The organism is Halovibrio variabilis, assembly GCF_007991175.1.
Lineage (GTDB): Bacteria > Pseudomonadota > Gammaproteobacteria > Pseudomonadales > Halomonadaceae > Vreelandella > Vreelandella variabilis.
The window spans coordinates 18,904-37,963 of sequence record NZ_BJXV01000019.1; the positions used below are offsets into that span (position 1 = coordinate 18,904).

Below are 19,060 nucleotides of genomic sequence, written 5' to 3' on the forward strand. Positions count from 1 at the left end.
TTTTGCGTAAACTGCCGACCTTCCGGACCGGACCCCGGAACGCTGCGACAGCTAATCGCTGCTCGCGACTCATAAATTCTCCGACAAAGAGTGTCTTCTCATGTCATCAACACCCTCCGTGGCTGCTGATAGCGCCACGACGACCGTGGTTATTTATTCCGGTGGAATGGACTCTTTCACGCTACTGCACCGCGCGCTGCGTGAAGGACTTAGCGTACACGCGCTCTCGTTCGACTATGGCCAACGCCACGCCCGCGAACTCGATACTGCACGCCAAGTATGCACTTCGCTGGGGCTGCCCCATCAAGTGGTGGACATCCGCGCCATCCATAGCCTAATTGATAATTCAGCGCTCACCAACCCAGACCAGGCAATGCCCCAAGGCGACTACGCTGCGGACAACCTTCGCGCTACCGTGGTGCCCAATCGTAATATGATTTTGCTGTCGCTGGCGATTGCCAAAGCGGTCAATATTGGCGCTAGTCGAGTCGACTACGGTGCCCATGGCGGCGACCATATTCTCTACCCAGACTGCCGCCCCGCGTTCGTTGACGCCATGAACCAGGTAGCGGGCATTGCCAATTTCGAGCCAGTCACACTACACGCCCCTTATTTACACACAAGTAAGGCCGACATCCTGCGTGAAGGCCTGGCCATGGGCTTGGATTACCAGCACACCTGGACATGCTATGAAGGCCGTGAACTTGCCTGCGGCGTGTGCGGCAGCTGCCACGAACGTTTAGCCGCCTTTGCCGCCAACGGGGTGACGGATCCCCTGGCTTACAGCCCCAACACTGCAGCAGGCCAACACTGATGTATCAGGTCAAAGAAGCCTTTTATACCCTACAGGGGGAAGGCGCCCAGGCAGGCAGAGCAAGCGTTTTTTGTCGTTTTAGCGGCTGCAACCTGTGGTCGGGCCGTGACGTCGATCGGGCAACGGCTAAATGCACCTTTTGCGATACCGATTTTATCGGCACCGACGGTATTAATGGCGGTAAATTTGCCAGTGCAAGCGCGCTTGCCGAGCATATCGTTTCGCTATGGCCCGAACAAAACACTATCGCAACGCAGCATGCAACGCCCCGTTCTGCGACACCCTATGTGGTATTTACCGGCGGGGAGCCGCTGCTGCAACTCGATACGGCATTGATTGCCACGCTGCACAGCCATGGCTTTGAAGTGGCGGTTGAGACCAACGGTACACTAGCGCCGCCCCCAGGCATTGACTGGCTTTGCGTTAGCCCCAAAGGGGGCAACTCTCTGGTAGTTACGAAGGGCGATGAATTAAAGCTTGTTTTCCCACAGGCAGACGCTCCCCCGGAGCAGTTCGCCTCGCTTGGCTTTCGCCACTTCTTTCTCCAGCCGATGGATCTTGCTCCGCTCAATCAGGATAAGACCACCGTCGCCGAGACGACCGCCTACTGTATGGCTAATCCCCAGTGGCGTTTGTCGCTGCAAATGCACAAATTAGCAGGTTTTGATTAATGGCTTTATTCGTTAACCAACTGACGCACATAGACGTCTCGCTTTGGTGTCCCCAGCGCGGCCTGGTCGGCTGTAGCTGGCAGGTTGACGCGGTATTGGATGGCGAGCTGGGCGACGACGGCATGCTGTTCGATTTTGGCGAGGTCAAACCCTGGATCAAGCGCACGCTGGATAGCGGGCTCGATCATACCCTGCTGGTACCCACTGAAGCGCCCGGGGTCACTGTGACGGATTGCCCTGAAGGCGTGTGTGTGCGCACCACAACGCCCTACTCCATGGAAGTTCGTGGACCCAAAGAAGCGTTTAGCCTACTGCCCTGGCGTACGATTACCCCCGACACCATCGCCACGTATTTAAGCCAGCAGCTGACCACGCAGCGTCCCGATAATGTTCACCAAGTCACTCTGACACTTAGCGATGAGGCCATCAATGGCGCTGCCTATGGCTACACTCACGGCCTAAAGCGTCATATCGGCAACTGTCAGCGCATTGCCCATGGCCACCGCTCACGGCTTTATATTTGGCAACGCGATACGCGTCAACCGCTACTTGAGCAGCAGTGGTCCGACTGGCTGGATAACCGCTATTTACTCGAACAAGCGGACATCGCCGCCCAGGATAGCGACACCCTTACCTGTCGTTATCAGGCTGCCCAAGGCGACTTCTCGATCACGCTGCCGCTGGCGCGGTGTGCGGTACTGCCTGGCCCGACCACGGTGGAAAATATCGCCGCTTGGCTGGCCCAAGAGGTGGCCACGCAAAGCGGCGCCGCAACGCGTATTCAAGCCTTTGAGGGCATCAATAAAGGCGCTATCGCCACGTTTTCACCAAGCGTTACGCCATGAGTGAAGGCTGTCGGGCGGGATGTGGTGCCTGCTGCATCGCGCCTTCAATTAGCTCAGCCATCCCCGGCATGCCTGAGGGCAAGCCGGCAGGCGTTCGCTGCGTCCAGTTAGATGAGCACAATTTATGTCGACTGTTTAACGACCCGCGCCGGCCCGCCGTGTGCGAGCGCTTTAACTTCGACGCTAGCGTGTGCGGCGAACACCGTGAGCAGGCGCTTGAGACGTTGACATGGTTAGAGCAGGATACCCGCTAGGCGGGCCTGCTCTAATCGCCTTTGAGGCTGGCTAATCGTCAACGCTAACCAGGTGCGGCAGGCGACGATCAAGCAAACTGATCCAGCGGGTTAGCACCGGGGCGTCGCTGTTGCTGACGTCACTCAATAAACGCCGAAACCTGTCCTTGGCCTGCTGGTCATTCGGCTCAATACGCGTCAGCCATAGCTCCAGGGCCGCCAGCTCCTGGTGGCGATTACCGTGCTCGCGGGATTGAGTAATCGCCATATCGGCGAGCGCTTTCACTTCGTTGGGCGGATGCCCGAGCAAATCACGCACCTTCGCCAGCTGGGTAGCTAACTCAGGCAGAAATAGCGTGGTGCGCTCACGGGCAATTACTAAGCATTGATCCAGGTAATCTTCTGCAGCGTTTAACTCCCCCAGTTCAATACAGGCATCCGAGTACCAGAGGACGGGGCGCTGATAGCGGTCGCGACCGTTGAGCTCCGCCATCTGGTCCAAGCTGTCGCGCAACTTAACCAACCCGGCGCCATCCCCCGACAAGGCCTGCTGCCAGCCCAGAATGCATTGGGCGGCAATTTGCCATAGCTGCAGATCAGGGGTGCCGGTCATGGCGGCTGCCCGCTCGGCATAGCGAGCCGCCATATGAACGTGGCCTAGCTGCCGATAGAGCGCCGCGGCAAACAGCAGCGCTAACGCTAAGGAGCCTGGATGCGCAATCTTCTCTGCCAGCCGAATCGCTGCGGACACCTGGCGCTCGGCGCGCTGATAATCACCGCGCAGGCACAGCGCCCAGCCCTGGAAGCAAGCGGCAGTGACTTGCGGGTGATCGGAGAAGGGTAGCCATTCGATCATCATCGGCGCATTGAGCGGATCAATTTCATCGAGGTGGTCGTGGGCCTGCTGGATACGACCGGCCCAATATTCACAGTTGGCACGCGCGTAGTCGGCAAGGCGGCGATAGCGGGGGTCTTCAAGCCGTGCCGCAATGTCAGCAAGCGTAGAGGCCAAAGCAAAGGCATCCGCATGCGCATAGCGCTGGCTACGCCCCACCCAGAGACCCCACTTGACCAGGAATATCTGCTCTAAATCTTCAGGGTCTTCGAGGCTATCGCTACCTGATTCACGCAGCAGCTCGCGGGCACGCACGAAGCTTTCATGTGCCGTCGGCGAGCCGTGCCCCTCTAGCGAGAACGCCGCCTGACCACGCACGGTAAGCAGACTCACCTCACGCTCAATCTCATGCTCGACGTGGCGCAAACTCGCCAGGCCAAAATCGGCCATACGCAGCGCGGTTCGGTTGGCGCTTACTTTGAGGGCTTCTCGGGCGGCCAGCTCGAAATAACGTGCGCCACGGGCATAGTGGCCGCTGCGGCGTAAATGGGTAGCAAAATCGCCGGGGTGGCGGCTCATCCATACCGGGAAGCGCTCTTCAATTAAGGTTACCACCTGCTGGTGCAGCGTTACGCGCACATCTCGCGGACAAGACAGGTAGGCCGCTTCTTGCAACAACTGATGGCTAAACTGGTACTCGTGCTCGCCGCTGTCTTTATCCACGGGCTCGATAATTTCCAATAACCGCATATGCTCAAGCGCTTGATTCAGGCGCCCGCTGTCCCAACCGCTGCACTCCAGCAGGAAATCCAAGCGAAAGCGCTTACCCAGCACCGCAGCGACATGGGCAATATCACGATCGCCTTCCAGCTGATCAATCCGACTTGCCAATAGACCTAACAGCCCTTTGGGCAGTTCATCAAATTGGACGCTGCGACCTTCGCGGCGGTCCATATCCAAGCGGCGGCAAATCTCCTGCATATACAGCGGTACGCCGTCGCAGCGTTCAATAATTTGATTACGCAACCGCGGGCTCAAATGAAGACGGTAACGGCGCGACAGCTGCGACAATAGCCGCGCTGACTGCAACGCATCCAGATTACCCAAACTAATTTGCTGATCCCAATGCAACTTAACGGGCAACTGCTCGCGCCCATGGTGGCTAGCCACCAGCATAAAGGCAGTATTGATAGGCAGACGCGCTTGCAGCCCGGCCAACACTTTAAAGGAGGGCTCATCCAGCCACTGTAAATCATCAATCATCAGCACCAGCGTATGGGTCGTCGCCTGATGCTCGATTAAACGGTGCAACAACGTCACTACCAGCTCAACGGCTTCACCACTTTGGGCTAGCTGAGTGATCTCTTGCACTTCATGAACACCCAGCGCCTCCTCAAGCAAATGCTGGCGATCGGCATCCAGCGGGTCCATCTCAAGCGTTGTCTGTAGCGCCTGAATAGCCGCTGCGGTTAACTCTTGTTTTAAATACCAACTGACCAACGTGCGCGCGACCCCGTAAGGATCGAGCACCGATAAACGCGTGGTGGGTTGCCAACAAATAGCCGCTTCGCGACTCAGCTCCAGCTGACGAAAGCCGACCATCAGCGCGGATTTACCCATACCAGACGCACCCCGCACAAGGACGCTCTGGCGTAAACCGATACCTGCCCGTGCCAAGGCATCACGCAGCGTTCGCAGCGAGGTCTCACGGCCGACTAAACTGGGCGGTAGCGCATCGGGACCGCCTTCGTTTTGACCCAACACCAGCGCTCGTAACCGCACGCGACCGTCACTGGCCACCAAACGCGACACCAAGCGCGGCTGTAAATCCAGGGCAGGCGGCATGTGCTGACTGGCCTCTTGCGAGATAACCAGCTCGCTGCCCTCTGCAGCGCTCATCATCTCTAAAGAAGTTTGCGTTACTTGCCCCAACGGGTCGGCCAACTGTCGCTCGGGTAGATAAACCACCCGCCCACTGTGTAACCCAGCGGCCAATTCAAATTGTGGCACCACGCCCTCACCCGTCCAGTGGCGAGCGCTCTCCTGGGGCAACGCCTGGCGGCAGTGCTCATAAAGCGCCACCAGTTCAGCCAGTTGATGCGTCGGCCCATGGGTACCAAAGCAGGCCAGCCCCAGGCCGCCGGTGGCCCCCGGCAGCCAAAAACCGCCTAAGTGGTGGCACTGCTGCTCCAGCCAGCGCAACAGCTCTAGCTGGAGCGCCAGACAATTGCGCGTCGCGGCCCGGTCTTGCCACTCGCCTTTTAAGCGCAGCCGGATAGCCATTACGGAAAGCTGACGCAGCTCAATTTCATCTTCACGCAGGGGCTTGCTGTCCGCCGCCAACGCCCGGGAAAAGGCGCCTTGGGGGCTCATCATGCGCGGGTCATGGTGGCCATCGGACCAGTAGCTGGCCAACTGCAAGAAGCTTGGCTCTGGCTGCTGCCCTGACAGCGCCAATAGTTGTAAGTAGCTATTGTACTGTTCGTGGGCCGCGGCCATTTGGTTCTGCTCCGCCAGCTGGCGAACCAAGCGCTCATGAAAAGGCCCATACCCCGAGAAACGGCTGACCAGGGTTTCCAGGATATGGTCGGGCACATCGCTGTGGGCTTCAAGGACTTGTTCCGCAAAACGAATCACACGCTGACGCCACTCGTTACGCACCTGCACTAACCAGCGCTGAAATTCGCTACAGCTGGCTAGTTGAAGTTCTTCAATCAGATCCCCCTGGTAGCAGGACATCAACGCTTCAAGGGTATCTAAATCGCGCGGCCCTTCGAGTAGCTGCTGTAACGTATGCAGATCGACCTGCCAATGGGCCGGCAGTTGAAAAGCAATGGTCTGGCGAGAGACGCTGAGTACCTGGTCTGCGCTGTCACCCAGCGACTGACGCAAACAGTGCAATGCATGACGCAGGTTAGTTCTACCGGAGGATAGCCCTTGGTCGGGCCACAACAGCTCTGCCAGGGCGGCCCGGTTAACTGGCTGACGGTGCAGCAGCAGATAAATCAGCAACGCCTTGACTTTATCGTAGCTAAAATGAGTGAGTACATCTTCGCCTTGGGTGAGCGAAAAGTGGCCAAAAAGGGTTAACTGGTCGGTCTCACGAGCATCGCGCATGGTTACATCCTGCCGGGCTAAGCGGCTTAAGCTGGCACACCGCTATGAAAACGAAAAGCCGTATCGGGCGAAGTAATTAGCTCCGCTTCACGCGCCACAAAAAAAGCGATCCGCTCATCAATCGAGTGAGGGGTCTGCTGACGAGCAAGCAACAAATAATCCTCGAAATGACGCCCTTCTGACTTCACCAGAGTGCGATAAAACCTGGCAAGCTCTTCATCTAAATAAGGAATTAAGCAAGCAAACCGCTCACAGCTGCGCGCTTCAATGATGGCGCCGATAATTAACACATCGATGAGACGCTCAGGGTCGTTGCTGCGCACATGCTGTCGAAGTCCTTCGGCGTAGCGCGAAGCGGTTAAATGCCGGTAGGCGATTCCCCGCGATGCCATCAACGCCACCACCTGTTCAAAATGCAGCAGTTCTTCACGCGCTAGTTGCGACATCTTACTCAGCAGCAGCGGCTGATCGACGTAACGATAGAGCAAGCTCATCGCTGTGGAAGCCGCCTTTTTTTCGCACTGAGCATGATCAATCAGTAGCGTTTCAGGGTTATCCAGCGCCCATTGCAGCCACGCCGGAGGCGTCGCACAGGCCAAAAACTGCAGCAGACTTTCAGGCAAAAGATCATCAGCGTTGAGCGTATGACTGGCCGTTGGCAAAGTACTTAACTGTATCAAAATATCACCATTAACGATCTTGCATCACATTATTGTACAACAAAAAGCCCCTGCGGCGCCTAGCTCCCTGCTGTTTTCGACTCACAATCGATACATTGAATTGATTGTTACTAATATAGTACCTCGCCTGACAATGCTCCAGCGACTTTACCAGGACTGCTTCAATCGCCCTAGAGTGCCGCTAATTCCATCGCCCTAGAGCGCCGCTCAGGCGATGCATTAACGCTATGGTAACGCGCGGTACCGACAATCACACCCACTCGCCTATGGTTGGCCAAGATATGGTTGGCCAACCATAGGCAAAACGTGCTTGATTTTTAATCGGCCGACCAAGTAAAAGCGCTTTTCTATCCATTTAGGGGGTTGTATCAACATAAAGTACAAGGCGTCACACTGGTTGCCAGCTTAACATTGTCGACAGTTTGGCGTAGAATCCAAGTCATCCGACAACACGCTGTTTGTCAAGCGCATGTCATATGTGATCGGCGCCATTCTTTAACACCGCGCAGCCAACACCGCGCAACGTTTAGGCCGTCACCAAAAAGCAAATGAGAACATAGAAGAGAGGGCCCAACGTGCTTGAAGCTTATCGCCAACATGTCGAGGAACGTGCCGCCGAAGGCGTCCCACCCAAGCCTTTAACCGCCGAAAAAGTTGCTGCGCTGGTCGAGCTACTGAAAGCACCACCGGCGGGTGAAGAAGAATTCATTCTCGACCTCATCACTAACCGGGTACCGCCGGGCGTCGATGAAGCTGCTTATGTAAAAGCCGGCTTTCTCACCGCCATCGCCAAAGGCGAAGCGACCTCCCCGCTGATTGACAAAGTGCACGCGGTTAAACTGCTCGGCACCATGCAGGGCGGCTATAACATCGTTTCCATGGTGGAGCTACTCGACAACGAAGCGTTAGCCCACGAAGTTGGCGAGCAGTTAAAGCACACCCTGCTGATGTTCGATGCCTTCCACGACGTGGAAACGCGCGCCAAGAATGGTAATAGCGTCGCCAAAGACGTTATCCAATCCTGGGCTGAGGCAGAATGGTTCCTCTCCAAACCGGCGCTGGCGGAAAAGATCACCCTGAGCGTGTTTAAAGTGCCTGGCGAAACCAACACCGATGACCTCTCGCCCGCCCCAGACGCCTGGTCACGCCCGGACATTCCGCTGCACGCCAATGCCATGCTCAAAAACGCGCGTGACGGCATTGAGCCGGTTGCCCCAGGCACCACAGGGCCGCTCAAGCAGATCGAAGACGTTAAAGCCAAAGGTTTCCCCGTCGTTTATGTGGGTGACGTTGTCGGCACCGGCTCATCGCGTAAGTCAGCCACCAACTCCGTGCTTTGGTTCTTTGGCGACGATATTCCTTACGCCCCCAACAAGCGCGCTGGCGGTTTCTGCTTTGGTAACAAAATTGCGCCGATCTTCTTTAACACCATGGAAGATTCCGGTGCCCTGCCGGTTGAGATGGACGTTGCTAACCTGCACATGGGCGATGTCATCGACGTTTACCCTTACGCAGGCAAAGTCTGTAAGCACGATAGCGACGATGTTATTACCACCTTTGAACTCAAAACGCAGCTGATCCTGGATGAAGTGCGCGCCGGTGGCCGTATTCCCTTGATCATTGGCCGCGGCCTCACCGGCAAGGCGCGTGAATCGCTTGGCTTGCCAGCGTCTGACGTTTTCCGCCTGCCTGACCAACCCAAAGACACCGGCAAAGGCTTCACCTTAGCGCAAAAAATGGTCGGCAAAGCCTGCGGCTTGGACGGCGTGCGCCCCGGCATGTACTGCGAACCCAAGATGACCACCGTTGGCTCGCAAGACACCACCGGCCCGATGACCCGTGACGAACTGAAAGACCTTGCCTGCCTGGGCTTTCAGGCAGACCTGGTCATGCAGTCTTTTTGCCACACGGCCGCCTACCCGAAACCGGTCGACGTGGATACGCACCACACCCTGCCCGACTTTATTATGAACCGTGGCGGCGTTTCGCTGCGTCCCGGCGACGGTATCATCCACAGCTGGCTAAACCGCATGTTGCTGCCGGATACCGTTGGCACCGGTGGTGACTCGCACACCCGTTTCCCGCTTGGTATCTCCTTCCCCGCCGGTTCAGGCCTGGTGGCCTTTGCCGCCGCCACCGGTGTGATGCCGCTGGATATGCCAGAGTCGGTATTGGTGCGCTTTAAAGGCAAGCGCCAGCCGGGCGTTACGCTGCGCGACCTGGTTCATGCTATTCCGCTCTACGCTATCAAGCAGGGCTTGCTGACCGTCGATAAATCCAACAAGATTAACGCCTTCTCCGGGCGGGTGTTGGAAATTGAAGGTCTGGAAGACCTGACCGTCGAGCAGGCCTTTGAGCTTTCTGACGCGTCCGCCGAGCGTTCTGCCGCTGGCTGTACCATTACGCTGTCAGACGAGAGCGTTTCCCAGTACCTGAAATCCAACATTACGTTATTGAAGTGGATGATGGGCAACGGCTATGGCGATGAGCGCACTATTAGTCGCCGTATCGAAGGGATGGAAGCATGGCTGGCTGACCCCAGCTTGATGCGTGCTGACCAGGACGCCGAATACACTGAAATTATCGAAATTGATCTGGCTGAAATCAAAGAGCCAGTGCTGTGTGCGCCGAACGACCCAGACGATGCGCGCCTGCTGTCTGAAGTGGCAGGCCAGAAAATCGATGAAGTCTTTATCGGCTCATGCATGACCAACATCGGCCACTTCCGGGCCGCCGGCAAACTGCTTGAAAAGCAGCCCGCTGGCAGTTTAAAAACCCGGCTGTGGCTGGCACCACCCACAAAAATGGATCAGCATCAGCTGACAGCAGAAGGCTACTACGGTATTTACGGCCGCGCCGGCGCACGGATGGAAATGCCGGGTTGTTCACTGTGTATGGGTAACCAGGCCCGCGTTGCTGCCAAGAGCACCGTGGTGTCTACGTCTACACGTAACTTCCCGAATCGCCTGGGCGATGGTGCCAATGTGTACCTCGCCTCGGCAGAGCTGGCCGCCGTTGCCGCCGTAGAAGGACGCCTGCCCAGCGTTGAAGAGTACCAGCGGTATATGGGAGAGTTTGACGCTATGGCGGGCGAGATTTATCGTTATATGAATTTTCACGAAATTGAGGAGTATCAAAAAATCGCCTCAAACGTGATACCGGTCGCTCAAGAAGCCTAATTTAGCACTTGATTAGCACTTGAGTTAGACTGCCCCATCGCCGATGCTCGCACCATCACAGCGAACGTGACTCGTCGCATTTGCTGAGTCGATGACCGAACGCCCCGCCTGTCTTCGACAGACGGGGCGTTTTTTTGCGACTATCTGCTTATCGATTTAGACAACAAGGAGCCGATGATGACGACCACCACTCACATAGTGACCCCGGACCTATGCGATGCCCATCCCGAGGTCGCGGTGCTTGAACCGCTGTTTGCAAATTTTGGCGGGCTTGAAGCCTTTTGTGGCACTATTCGTACGATTAAGTGTTTTGAAGACAACTCCATGGTCAAACAAGCAGTTGCTGAACCGGGTAACGGGGCAGTGTTGGTGGTCGACGCCGGTGGCTCACCCCGTTGTGCCATGCTCGGCGACATGCTGGCAGAGCAAGCCGTCGCCAACGGCTGGGCGGGGGTCGTCATGTATGGCTGCGTGCGCGATGTGGATATACTCGCCACGCTCCCCTTAGGCGTTCAAGCGCTGGGCAGCCATCCGCGCAAAAGTGAAAAACGTGGTGAAGGTCAGCGCGATATCGACGTTACCTTTGCCGGTGTTACCCTTCAGCCCGGCCAATGGCTGTATGCCGATAACAACGGCATTATTGTTACCGAGCATGAGCTGCCGCTTTCTTAACATCGACTCTGCATTAATGCCGTTTGTCTCAAAAGAGCCCCCTTGCCAGGCGTGGTGCATACTGCCACCCTGGAGGCTCATTCTTACCGTTTTATGACGATGCAGCCTTTGACCTATCTTGGCTCTGCCTTACTGCGCACGCTGCGCGATCACCTTCGCCCTCTGATCGCCTACCACCTGTTTTTCACCCTACTGGCCTCAGCACTGCTGCTGCCGGCCATTACCTGGGTGGTTCGTTGGCTGCTCGCCCGACTCAACCGCACCGTGGTCACCAATGATGCGTTAATTGCGCTGCTATTTAGCCCGCTAGGGTTGCTGGGCATGCTGGTGGGGCTTGGCTTCGCTTTTCTGGTTATTTACTGGCAGCAGGCGGGCATGCTCCAGGTGGCCGTGAGACCCCGCGATAACCACTACCGACTGGCCCTTGAAGCGCTCTGGCTAAGCACGCGTCGACTGCCCGCCCTAGCGGGTCTGGTGATTCTTCAGGTAGGCACGCATTTATTGCTACTGGCGCCCTTTATGGCCGGGCTTGCATGGCTTTACGACGTCTGGCTAAGTGGCATAGACCCGTATTATTCGCAGCGCGTGCGCCCGCCAGTGCTATGGTATTTCCTTGGCTGCGCGCTGCCGCTCGTCGCCCTTTGGCTATGGGCCGCCGCGTGGCTCTATTTACGCTGGCTATTAGCGCTGCCGTTAGTGGCGCTGGAAAACGACAGCCCTTGGCGAGCGTTAAAGCGCAGCGTTATGCTGACCCGCGGCTGGCGCCGCTCCATTGGTGCTGCGGTACTCTTGCTGCTAGTGATTATTATTAGCCTACCGTTTTTTGCCACTCTGCTGTTTGACCAACTCTTCACGCCGCTGCTGTGGTGGCTACCTGAGCACAACGCCGTGCTTATTCCCGCGATGCTGGCGTATTTGATTGGCTATGTGCTGGTCACTTTAGCCATTACCTTTGTGGGTATCGCGACGAATGCGCTGTTGTCAGCCTGCCTTTATATGCAGCTGGCGCATCACCAACCTCGCCCAGCGGCGCCATCTGAAGACTTCAACGCGGGCAGGCTTGCCTGGGCGGTGGAACTTAGCGTGCTTATCTTTGCGGGCCTGCAAGCGTGGTGGGTACTCAATAGTTTTGAAATACGCGACAATGTTGCCGTGATTGCTCACCGGGGTAGCTCCATGGTAGCCCCTGAAAACACGCTGGCTGCCATCGACCAGTCGCTCATTGATGGCGCCGACTATATTGAAATCGACGTGCGCCTGAGCAAAGACCAACAGGTAATGCTCTACCATGACCGCAGCTTGGCAAGGCTCACCGGCGATAACCGCGAATTTGGCGAACTAACCCGAGAAGAGCTCAGTCAATTCGACGTCGGCAGCTGGTTTGGCAACCCCTTTCAGAATGAACCTATTCCCGGATTAGACGAAGCACTCGAACGGGTGCGAGGCCAAGCGGGTTTAATGATCGATATCAAGCCGCTGCCCGGCCAAGCGCAGGTACTGGCCAACGCGGTGATTGAGACCTTAAACGCCGAAAACGACGTGCGCTATCGTTGCTGGGCAACCCAGCAAAACGCCTTCGATGGCTACGCTGAGTGCGGTTTTCCCCATACGCTGTTAGCCATGCGCATGGCAACCATGTCGCCCTCTTTGCTGGCCTATCTCGATGAACGCGTACCCGAGCTGCGTGTGACGCTACTGGCCCAGCTGATTTTACCCGGGACGCTGAACCGGCGTGATTTTGATGCCCTCGGGCTACGGCATAACCGCATTACGCCAGGGGAAATTCGCTTAGCAAGGCTGTACGGCTACCAAATACACGCGTGGACAGTCAATGATCGCGCCCGCATGTCGGCGCTAATTGATCTGGGCGTCGATGCGATTATCACCGACTACCCAGACCGTTTAACGGCGCTCATACAAGACCGCCGGGCGTTAAGCGACGGTGCCTTGATGCTGGTAAAGCTGCGCAACTGGCTACGTCAATAAAGGCTGACTAATCGCCCCTCACCACGCCTTCACGCCGGGGGTCGGCCCCGCCAAACAGGCTGCCATCTTCAAGGCGCCTAATCGCCTGAAGGCCGCTGGTTAACTTCCGTTCGCTGACCGTATGGCCGCGTTCGCGCAAGCCCTCTAGCGTTGCTTCAGAAAAACGACCTTCTTCAACAAACACGTCGCCGCCTAGGGTAATGGCATGGGGCAGGTTCAACGCTTCCTGGGCATTTAATCCCCAGTCACGCAGGGCGACTAAGGTGCGTGCCGTGTAGTGAATAATCGCGGCACCGCCAGGCGAGCCCAGGCTGGCTACCAGCTCACCGCTGTCCTGATCAAACACCAGGGTCGGGCTCATGCTGGAGCGTGGTCGTTTGCCCGCTTCTACCCGATTGGCTACCGGCTCACCGTCTACTTCCGGTTCAAAGGAGAAATCGGTTAGCTCATTATTGAGCAAGAACCCACCGGCTAACCCCGTCCCCCCATCGGACATAATCCGCGAGCCAAACGCCTGCTCAATCGTGGTTGTCATGGCCACTGCGTTGCCATCTGCATCAATAATGCTGATATGGCTCGTCCCGTACTCAGGTTGCTCGGGCTGAGAGGCCCAGCTAACCGCTAATTCGCCTGGGTTACCCGGCTTGGCCGTGTCGCCCATGCTGGTTTCTTCTATTAGCTCACTGCGCTGCTCAAGATAGTCGGGGGCCAGCATTGTTGACCAGTCACCACCCGGCGCTTCGACAAAATCAGGGTCGGCGATGTAGCGGCCGCGGTCGGCAAAGGCCAGGCGCGACGCTTCTAAAAACTGGTGCAGCCACCCGCTGCTGGGAGCACCATCATCCAGTGGTGCTTCAAGTAGCGGCTGCTGATCGAGCAGGCCCAAAATCTGCATCACGGTGAGATGGCCCGAGGAAGGCGGTGGAAAGCCGCACACTTCCCACTGCTGCCAGGGCGTGCAGAGTGGCTCGCGCTCAAGCGCCTCGTAGCCACTTATATCCTCAAGCATCAATTCACCGGGGCGCTCTGGGTGGTTCTGAACGCGCTCCGCGATATCTTCCGCGACGTCCCCTTCATACAGGGCAGCACTGCCTTGCGCTGCCACGCGGCGAAAAATATCGGCCAGGGCTGGGTTTTTGAGCGTTTCACCGACGGCGATAGGCTCCCCTTCCGCATCGTAATAAAACTGACTCGCCAGTGAGTCCTGGCGCAGGTACTCATCGTTCGCAAGGCTGGTATGCAAACGGTTGCTCACGGCAAAGCCCTCCTCGGCTAACGTAATCGCCGGCGTAAACAGCGCTTCCCAGGACAATTCACCGTGCTCGGCGTGCGCCTTTTCTAGCATACGCAAGGTACCCGGCACCCCTACCGAAAGGCCACTCACCACGGCTTCGTTAAACGCTAAGGGCTCGCCATCGGCGAAAAAAAGCGCCCCGTTGACGCCTTGCGGCGCCGTTTCACGGCCATCGTAGGCGCGCACGTCAGCCCCGTCGTAATGCATCAAAAAAGCGCCGCCGCCGATACCGCTTGACTGCGGCTCTACCAGGTTAAGCACCATCTGCACCGCAACGGTCGCGTCAATGGCGTTGCCACCGGCTTTAAGCACTTGGTAACCGGCGTCGGTCGCTAACGGATTGGCCGCAGCGACGGCGAATGACTCAGCCTCCCAACCGGGCTTCTCCTCGTAGCCAGACTCGCTCTCGGGGGAAATTGCGGGTATCTCATAGCTAAACCCCCAGCTGTATAACGGCGCTACCAGCAGAACGGGTAACGCGAACCTAACCGATTTTGGTGACATCTCAGCGCTCTCCATGACCAATGAACAAACCACTCCAGAAGAGTAGCCTATAAAAACAACGACGCCCGGCACAATGGCCGGGCGTCAGATAACGACTTGGCTTAACGCCATTACTCGATTGTTTGCCCTGCGAGCATAAACCAAGTTTCCAATACCGCATCCGGGTTGAGCGACACAGAGTCAATACCCTGCTCCATTAACCACTTAGCCAGGTCCGGATGGTCTGACGGCCCTTGCCCGCAGATGCCGACATACTTGCCCTTAGCCTTACAGGCTTGAATGGCCATGGCCAGGAGCTTTTTAACCGCTCCATTACGCTCGTCAAACAGATGCGCCACAATACCCGAGTCACGATCCAACCCTAACGTTAACTGGGTTAAGTCATTGGAGCCGATTGAGAAACCGTCAAAATACTCTAGGAACTCGTCGGCCAGCAGCGCATTGGCGGGCAGCTCGCACATCATAATCACTTTCAAGCCTGTGGGGCCGCCACGCTCGAGGCCATTGGCCGCCAGCAGCTCTACTACCTCGCGCGCTTCCTCGGTAGTACGCACAAAGGGCACCATGATTTCGATATTCTCGAAGCCCATTTCCTCGCGCACCCGCTTCAGCGCCCGGCACTCGAGTTCAAAGCAGGGCCGGAAAGCTTCTGAAATGTAGCGCGACGCGCCCCTAAAGCCCAGCATGGGGTTCTCTTCGCCCGGCTCGTAAAGCTTGCCGCCAATCAGGTTTTCGTATTCGTTGGACTTAAAGTCTGACAGCCGCACGATCACCCGCTGGGGGTGAAACGCTGCCGCTAGCGTGGAGATCCCTTCGACCAGTTTATCGACGTAGAAACTGACCGGATCGGCATAGCCGGCGGTACGTAAATCGATAATCTGCTGTAAGTCCACCGGCAGCGTCGCATACTCCAACAGCGCTTTGGGGTGGACACCGATCATGCGGTTAATGATGAATTCGAGACGCGCCAGCCCAACGCCTGCATGGGGCAGGCTGGCAAATCCGAAGGCGCGGTCGGGGTTGCCCACATTCATCATGATTTTAAAAGGGATTTCCGGCATGGCATCGACACTGGAAACTTTGCAGTCAAAGTCCAACAGCCCTGCGTAGACATTACCGGTATCCCCCTCCGCACACGAGATGGTTACATCGATTCCTTCCTGCAATTGGGTCGTTGCATCGCCACAGCCCACTACCGCGGGAATCCCCAACTCACGGGCGATAATGGCGGCATGGCAGGTACGCCCGCCGCGGTTAGTCACAATGGCGGAGGCGCGTTTCATGATCGGCTCCCAATCGGGATCGGTCATATCAGTGACCAAAATATCGCCATCATGAATTTTGTCCATATCGTCAGGACTCAGCACGACTTTGACAGTACCCCGGCCAATGCGCTGGCCAATCGCACGGCCAGTGATTAACGTGCGGCCTTTTTCACGCAGCTGGAAACGCTCAAGCTTGCCGCCTTCCTGCTGGGAAACCACGGTTTCAGGACGCGCCTGAACGATATACAGCTCACCATCGTCGCCATCCAGGGCCCATTCGATATCCATGGGCCGCTGGTAATGCGCTTCAATCGTCATTGCTTGGCGCGCCAGGTCCATCACTTGCTGATCATTCAGGCAGAAACGGCTTCTGTCGCCATGCGGCACGTCGACGGTTTCCACCGATTTACCCGCGCTGGTGTCCTGGCCGTACACCATCTTGATCAGCTTAGACCCCAAGTTGCGGCGCAGTACCGCCGGGCGGCCTGCAGCTAACGTTGGCTTATGCACATAGAATTCGTCCGGGTTCACCGCGCCTTGCACCACGGTTTCACCCAAGCCCCAGGAGGCGGTGACGAAAACCGCATCGCGAAAGCCAGACTCGGTATCCAAGGTAAACATAACGCCCGAGGCACCGATCTCCGAACGCACCATTTTCTGCACGCCGGCTGATAAGGCAACATTTTCATGGGCATAGCCACGGTGCACGCGGTACGAGATCGCACGGTCGTTAAACAGCGAAGCAAAGACTTCGTGCACGGCACGCTTGATATTGTCGAAGCCTTCGATATTAAGAAAAGTTTCCTGCTGGCCAGCAAAAGAGGCGTCGGGTAAGTCTTCGGCGGTGGCCGAACTGCGCACGGCCACTTTTAATTGCGGATGTTGCTGCTGCAGCTGGCCGTAAGCATCGCGCAGGGCGGCTTCAAAGGTGGGAGGCAGCGGTGTCTCAATAATCCACTGACGTATATTGCGGCCGGCTTCGGCCAAGGCCTTAACATCGTCGACATCCAAGCGGTCTAGCGTTGCATTGATGCGCGCGTTTAACCCTTCATGGGAGAGAAATTCGCGGTATGCATGGGCCGTGGTAGCAAAGCCACCGGGCACGGTCACGCCAGCACCGGACAGATTGGAGATCATTTCCCCTAGCGAGGCGTTTTTACCTCCCACGCGCTCGACGTCCGCCATGCCCAGCTGATCGAACCACAGAATGTACTCTTCCACGTAACCCCCTCGCTCTTAGAGATCGACACAGCCACTGATATGGGCATTAAGACCATGGGCCATGGATTATTAACTGGGACACACTAGCACCGCGGCAAGGTATTCGCCATTGGTCTAACAGCGAAGTGGATGGAGGATTTTTACAACAACCGCGCTTTTTAGGCCCGTTATGTAGTCGGCCGCAGTTGCCGATGCCTGGGCCCCAGAAAAGTTGTGCTAACCAACCACTCGGGACACAATAGTTGGATTACTCACCTGTGGATTTCGTTATGAAGCGTACGGCGTTTTTTATTTCTGATGGCACCGGTATTACGGCGGAAAGCTTAGGTCGCAGCCTGTTGGCCCAGTTCAGCGACGTTGAGATCAATATGCTGACCAAGCCTTATATCGATACCCTGGATAAAGCCCAGGCATTAGCTGAAATTATCGAAGCGACGGCGAACCGCGACGGACATCGGCCGATCATTATCGACACCATTGTCGATCAGCAAATTCGCAACGTCATCCGTCAGGCGTCAGGTTTCAAAGTTGATATTTTTTCAACCTTTCTGGAGCCTTTGGAACAGGAATTGGATACCCACTCGTCGTATAGCGTTGGGCGTACTCACTCGATTGGCAGCGACGATGTGTATATGGATCGTATCCATTCGGTGCACTTCGCGTTGGATAACGACGACGGCGCGCGCACCCATCAATACGATAAAGCCGATATCATCCTGGTGGGCGTTTCGCGCTGCGGCAAAACGCCCACCTCGCTGTATCTCGCCCTGCAGTTTGGCATTCGAGCAGCCAACTACCCGCTCACAGAAGACGATTTAGATGAAGACGGCATGCTCAAACTGCCCAAGGCGCTCGCGCCGCATCGCCATAAGCTGTTTGGCTTGACCATTGATGCACGTCGTTTAGCCGCTATTCGTAACGAACGGCGTCCCAACAGTCGCTATAGCTCCATGGACCAGTGCCTGCAGGAAGTCGAACAGGCAGAATCACTTTACCGCACCATGCATATCCCGTTCATCGATGCGACGCGCTTCTCAGTGGAAGAGATTTCCACGCGCATGATTGCCGAAACCGGGCTAGTAAGGCGCTTTTCGCCCCGCTAGCCCTGCAGCCTCTGGGTTAAATCACATACCTTTCGGGGCAAAAATACCCGGTGCGTTGCGCCAGTAACCTTTGTAGTCCATCCCAAAGCCAAACACATAGCGGTCGGCCACCTCTAGGCTGCAGTAATCGGCCTTGAGACCAGGCACCGCTTTGCGACTGTGCTGCTTGTCCACCAGCACCGCCGTGGTCACGCTGGCTGCCTGGGCTTCTTTGCAGTAAGCCAAAATGGCTGCCAGCGTTGCCCCTTCATCCAAGATGTCATCGACAATCACCACGTGGCGGCCGGCCATCGGCACCTCTGGCGAGACGCGCCAAAACAGCTCGCCGCCGCGCAGCTCGTTGCGGTAACGCGTCGCGTGCAAATAATCCACTTCCAGCGGAAAGCCCAAGCGGGTGAGCAGATGCCCGGTGGTAATCAACCCCCCATTCATCACGCAGTAAAAAACCGGCAGTTTATCACCCAGGTCATTGGTGATGGCTTCCGCCATGCGATCAAGCGCCCGCTCTACTTCCTGTTGAGAAATTAAGCAGTCGGCGTTATCCATTAATTCGCGCATCGAGTCTAATGACGCTAATGCTTGCTTATCCAACGTTGACATCTACCAACTCCACGGCGGGTTAAAAGCCTTAATCATCTTGG

13 protein-coding genes are annotated in these 19,060 nt (G+C 56.8%); 8 read left to right on the forward strand and 5 right to left on the reverse strand.

The window, feature by feature from the left end; all coding sequences use genetic code 11:
* Positions 1-100: 100 nt before the first annotated feature.
* Genes queC through HVA01_RS14590 form a run of 4 tightly spaced genes read left to right on the forward strand, consistent with a single transcriptional unit; the run spans position 101 to position 2,584 of the window.
* A complete protein-coding gene (queC, locus tag HVA01_RS14575) occupies positions 101-814 on the forward strand; it encodes a 7-cyano-7-deazaguanine synthase QueC (RefSeq protein ID WP_146876138.1) in 714 nt (237 codons plus the stop codon).
* Positions 814-1,485, forward strand: coding sequence for a 7-carboxy-7-deazaguanine synthase (queE, locus tag HVA01_RS14580; protein ID WP_146876139.1), 672 nt, complete (start codon positions 814-816; stop codon positions 1,483-1,485). Before queC ends, queE begins: the two co-directional genes overlap by 1 nt.
* Positions 1,485-2,330 (forward strand): 6-pyruvoyl trahydropterin synthase family protein, encoded by an 846-nt coding sequence (locus HVA01_RS14585; RefSeq protein WP_146876140.1) that lies wholly within the window; start codon positions 1,485-1,487, stop codon positions 2,328-2,330. The genes queE and HVA01_RS14585 overlap by 1 nt, the downstream gene beginning before the upstream one ends.
* The gene (locus HVA01_RS14590) at positions 2,327-2,584 is read left to right on the forward strand and encodes a YkgJ family cysteine cluster protein (protein WP_146876141.1); all 258 of its coding nucleotides are present in this window, start codon (positions 2,327-2,329) and stop codon (positions 2,582-2,584) included. Before HVA01_RS14585 ends, HVA01_RS14590 begins: the two co-directional genes overlap by 4 nt.
* Positions 2,585-2,615: 31 nt before the next feature.
* Here the strand turns inward: HVA01_RS14590 and HVA01_RS14595 are convergent, their stop codons facing one another.
* Positions 2,616-6,515 carry an ATP-binding protein gene (locus HVA01_RS14595; RefSeq protein WP_146876142.1) on the reverse strand — a complete coding sequence of 1,300 codons (3,900 nt, stop codon included), beginning with the start codon at positions 6,513-6,515 and terminating at the stop codon, positions 2,616-2,618.
* 26 nt (positions 6,516-6,541) lie between these two features.
* On the reverse strand, positions 6,542-7,198 hold the full coding sequence (locus HVA01_RS14600) for a MiaE family protein (protein WP_170243527.1): 657 nt from the start codon (positions 7,196-7,198) through the stop codon (positions 6,542-6,544).
* A gap of 572 nt (positions 7,199-7,770) precedes the next feature.
* On the opposite strand from HVA01_RS14600, the gene acnB reads away from it, so the two are divergent.
* From acnB to HVA01_RS14615, 3 genes are all read left to right on the forward strand, one after another.
* A complete protein-coding gene (gene acnB / locus HVA01_RS14605; RefSeq protein WP_146876143.1) occupies positions 7,771-10,374 on the forward strand; it encodes a bifunctional aconitate hydratase 2/2-methylisocitrate dehydratase in 2,604 nt (867 codons plus the stop codon).
* 177 nt (positions 10,375-10,551) lie between these two features.
* Positions 10,552-11,046 (forward strand): ribonuclease E activity regulator RraA, encoded by a 495-nt coding sequence (gene rraA, locus HVA01_RS14610; RefSeq protein WP_174787785.1) that lies wholly within the window; start codon positions 10,552-10,554, stop codon positions 11,044-11,046.
* A gap of 42 nt (positions 11,047-11,088) precedes the next feature.
* Entirely contained in the window at positions 11,089-13,032 is a 1,944-nt protein-coding gene (locus tag HVA01_RS14615; RefSeq protein WP_146876145.1) for a glycerophosphodiester phosphodiesterase family protein, read from the forward strand.
* A gap of 7 nt (positions 13,033-13,039) precedes the next feature.
* Here the strand turns inward: HVA01_RS14615 and ggt are convergent, their stop codons facing one another.
* Positions 13,040-14,794 carry a gamma-glutamyltransferase gene (ggt, locus tag HVA01_RS14620; RefSeq protein ID WP_371860160.1) on the reverse strand — a complete coding sequence of 585 codons (1,755 nt, stop codon included), beginning with the start codon at positions 14,792-14,794 and terminating at the stop codon, positions 13,040-13,042.
* Between the two features lie 146 nt (positions 14,795-14,940).
* On the reverse strand, positions 14,941-17,316 hold the full coding sequence (gene ppsA, locus HVA01_RS14625) for a phosphoenolpyruvate synthase (RefSeq protein WP_146876147.1): 2,376 nt from the start codon (positions 17,314-17,316) through the stop codon (positions 14,941-14,943).
* Positions 17,317-17,585: 269 nt separating this feature from the next.
* On the opposite strand from ppsA, the gene ppsR reads away from it, so the two are divergent.
* On the forward strand, positions 17,586-18,419 hold the full coding sequence (gene ppsR / locus HVA01_RS14630; protein ID WP_146876148.1) for a posphoenolpyruvate synthetase regulatory kinase/phosphorylase PpsR: 834 nt from the start codon (positions 17,586-17,588) through the stop codon (positions 18,417-18,419).
* A gap of 21 nt (positions 18,420-18,440) precedes the next feature.
* Here the strand turns inward: ppsR and HVA01_RS14635 are convergent, their stop codons facing one another.
* Complete coding sequence (locus HVA01_RS14635; RefSeq protein ID WP_146876149.1) at positions 18,441-19,019, reverse strand: hypoxanthine-guanine phosphoribosyltransferase; 579 nt, start codon at positions 19,017-19,019, stop codon at positions 18,441-18,443.
* Between the last annotated feature and the right edge of the window lie 41 nt (positions 19,020-19,060).

Bases quoted from the DNA above. Each gene is read 5' to 3' on its own strand.
- queE (WP_146876139.1), top strand. From the start codon at position 814: ATGTATCAGGTCAAAGAAGCCTTTTATACCCTACAGGGGGAAGGCGCC.
- HVA01_RS14585 (WP_146876140.1), top strand. From the start codon at position 1,485: ATGGCTTTATTCGTTAACCAACTGACGCACATAGACGTCTCGCTTTGG.
- ppsR (WP_146876148.1), top strand. From the start codon at position 17,586: ATGAAGCGTACGGCGTTTTTTATTTCTGATGGCACCGGTATTACGGCG.
- HVA01_RS14635 (WP_146876149.1), bottom strand. From the start codon at position 19,019: ATGTCAACGTTGGATAAGCAAGCATTAGCGTCATTAGACTCGATGCGC.
- rraA (WP_174787785.1), top strand. From the start codon at position 10,552: ATGACGACCACCACTCACATAGTGACCCCGGACCTATGCGATGCCCAT.
- HVA01_RS14595 (WP_146876142.1), bottom strand. From the start codon at position 6,515: ATGCGCGATGCTCGTGAGACCGACCAGTTAACCCTTTTTGGCCACTTT.
- queC (WP_146876138.1), top strand. From the start codon at position 101: ATGTCATCAACACCCTCCGTGGCTGCTGATAGCGCCACGACGACCGTG.
- HVA01_RS14590 (WP_146876141.1), top strand. From the start codon at position 2,327: ATGAGTGAAGGCTGTCGGGCGGGATGTGGTGCCTGCTGCATCGCGCCT.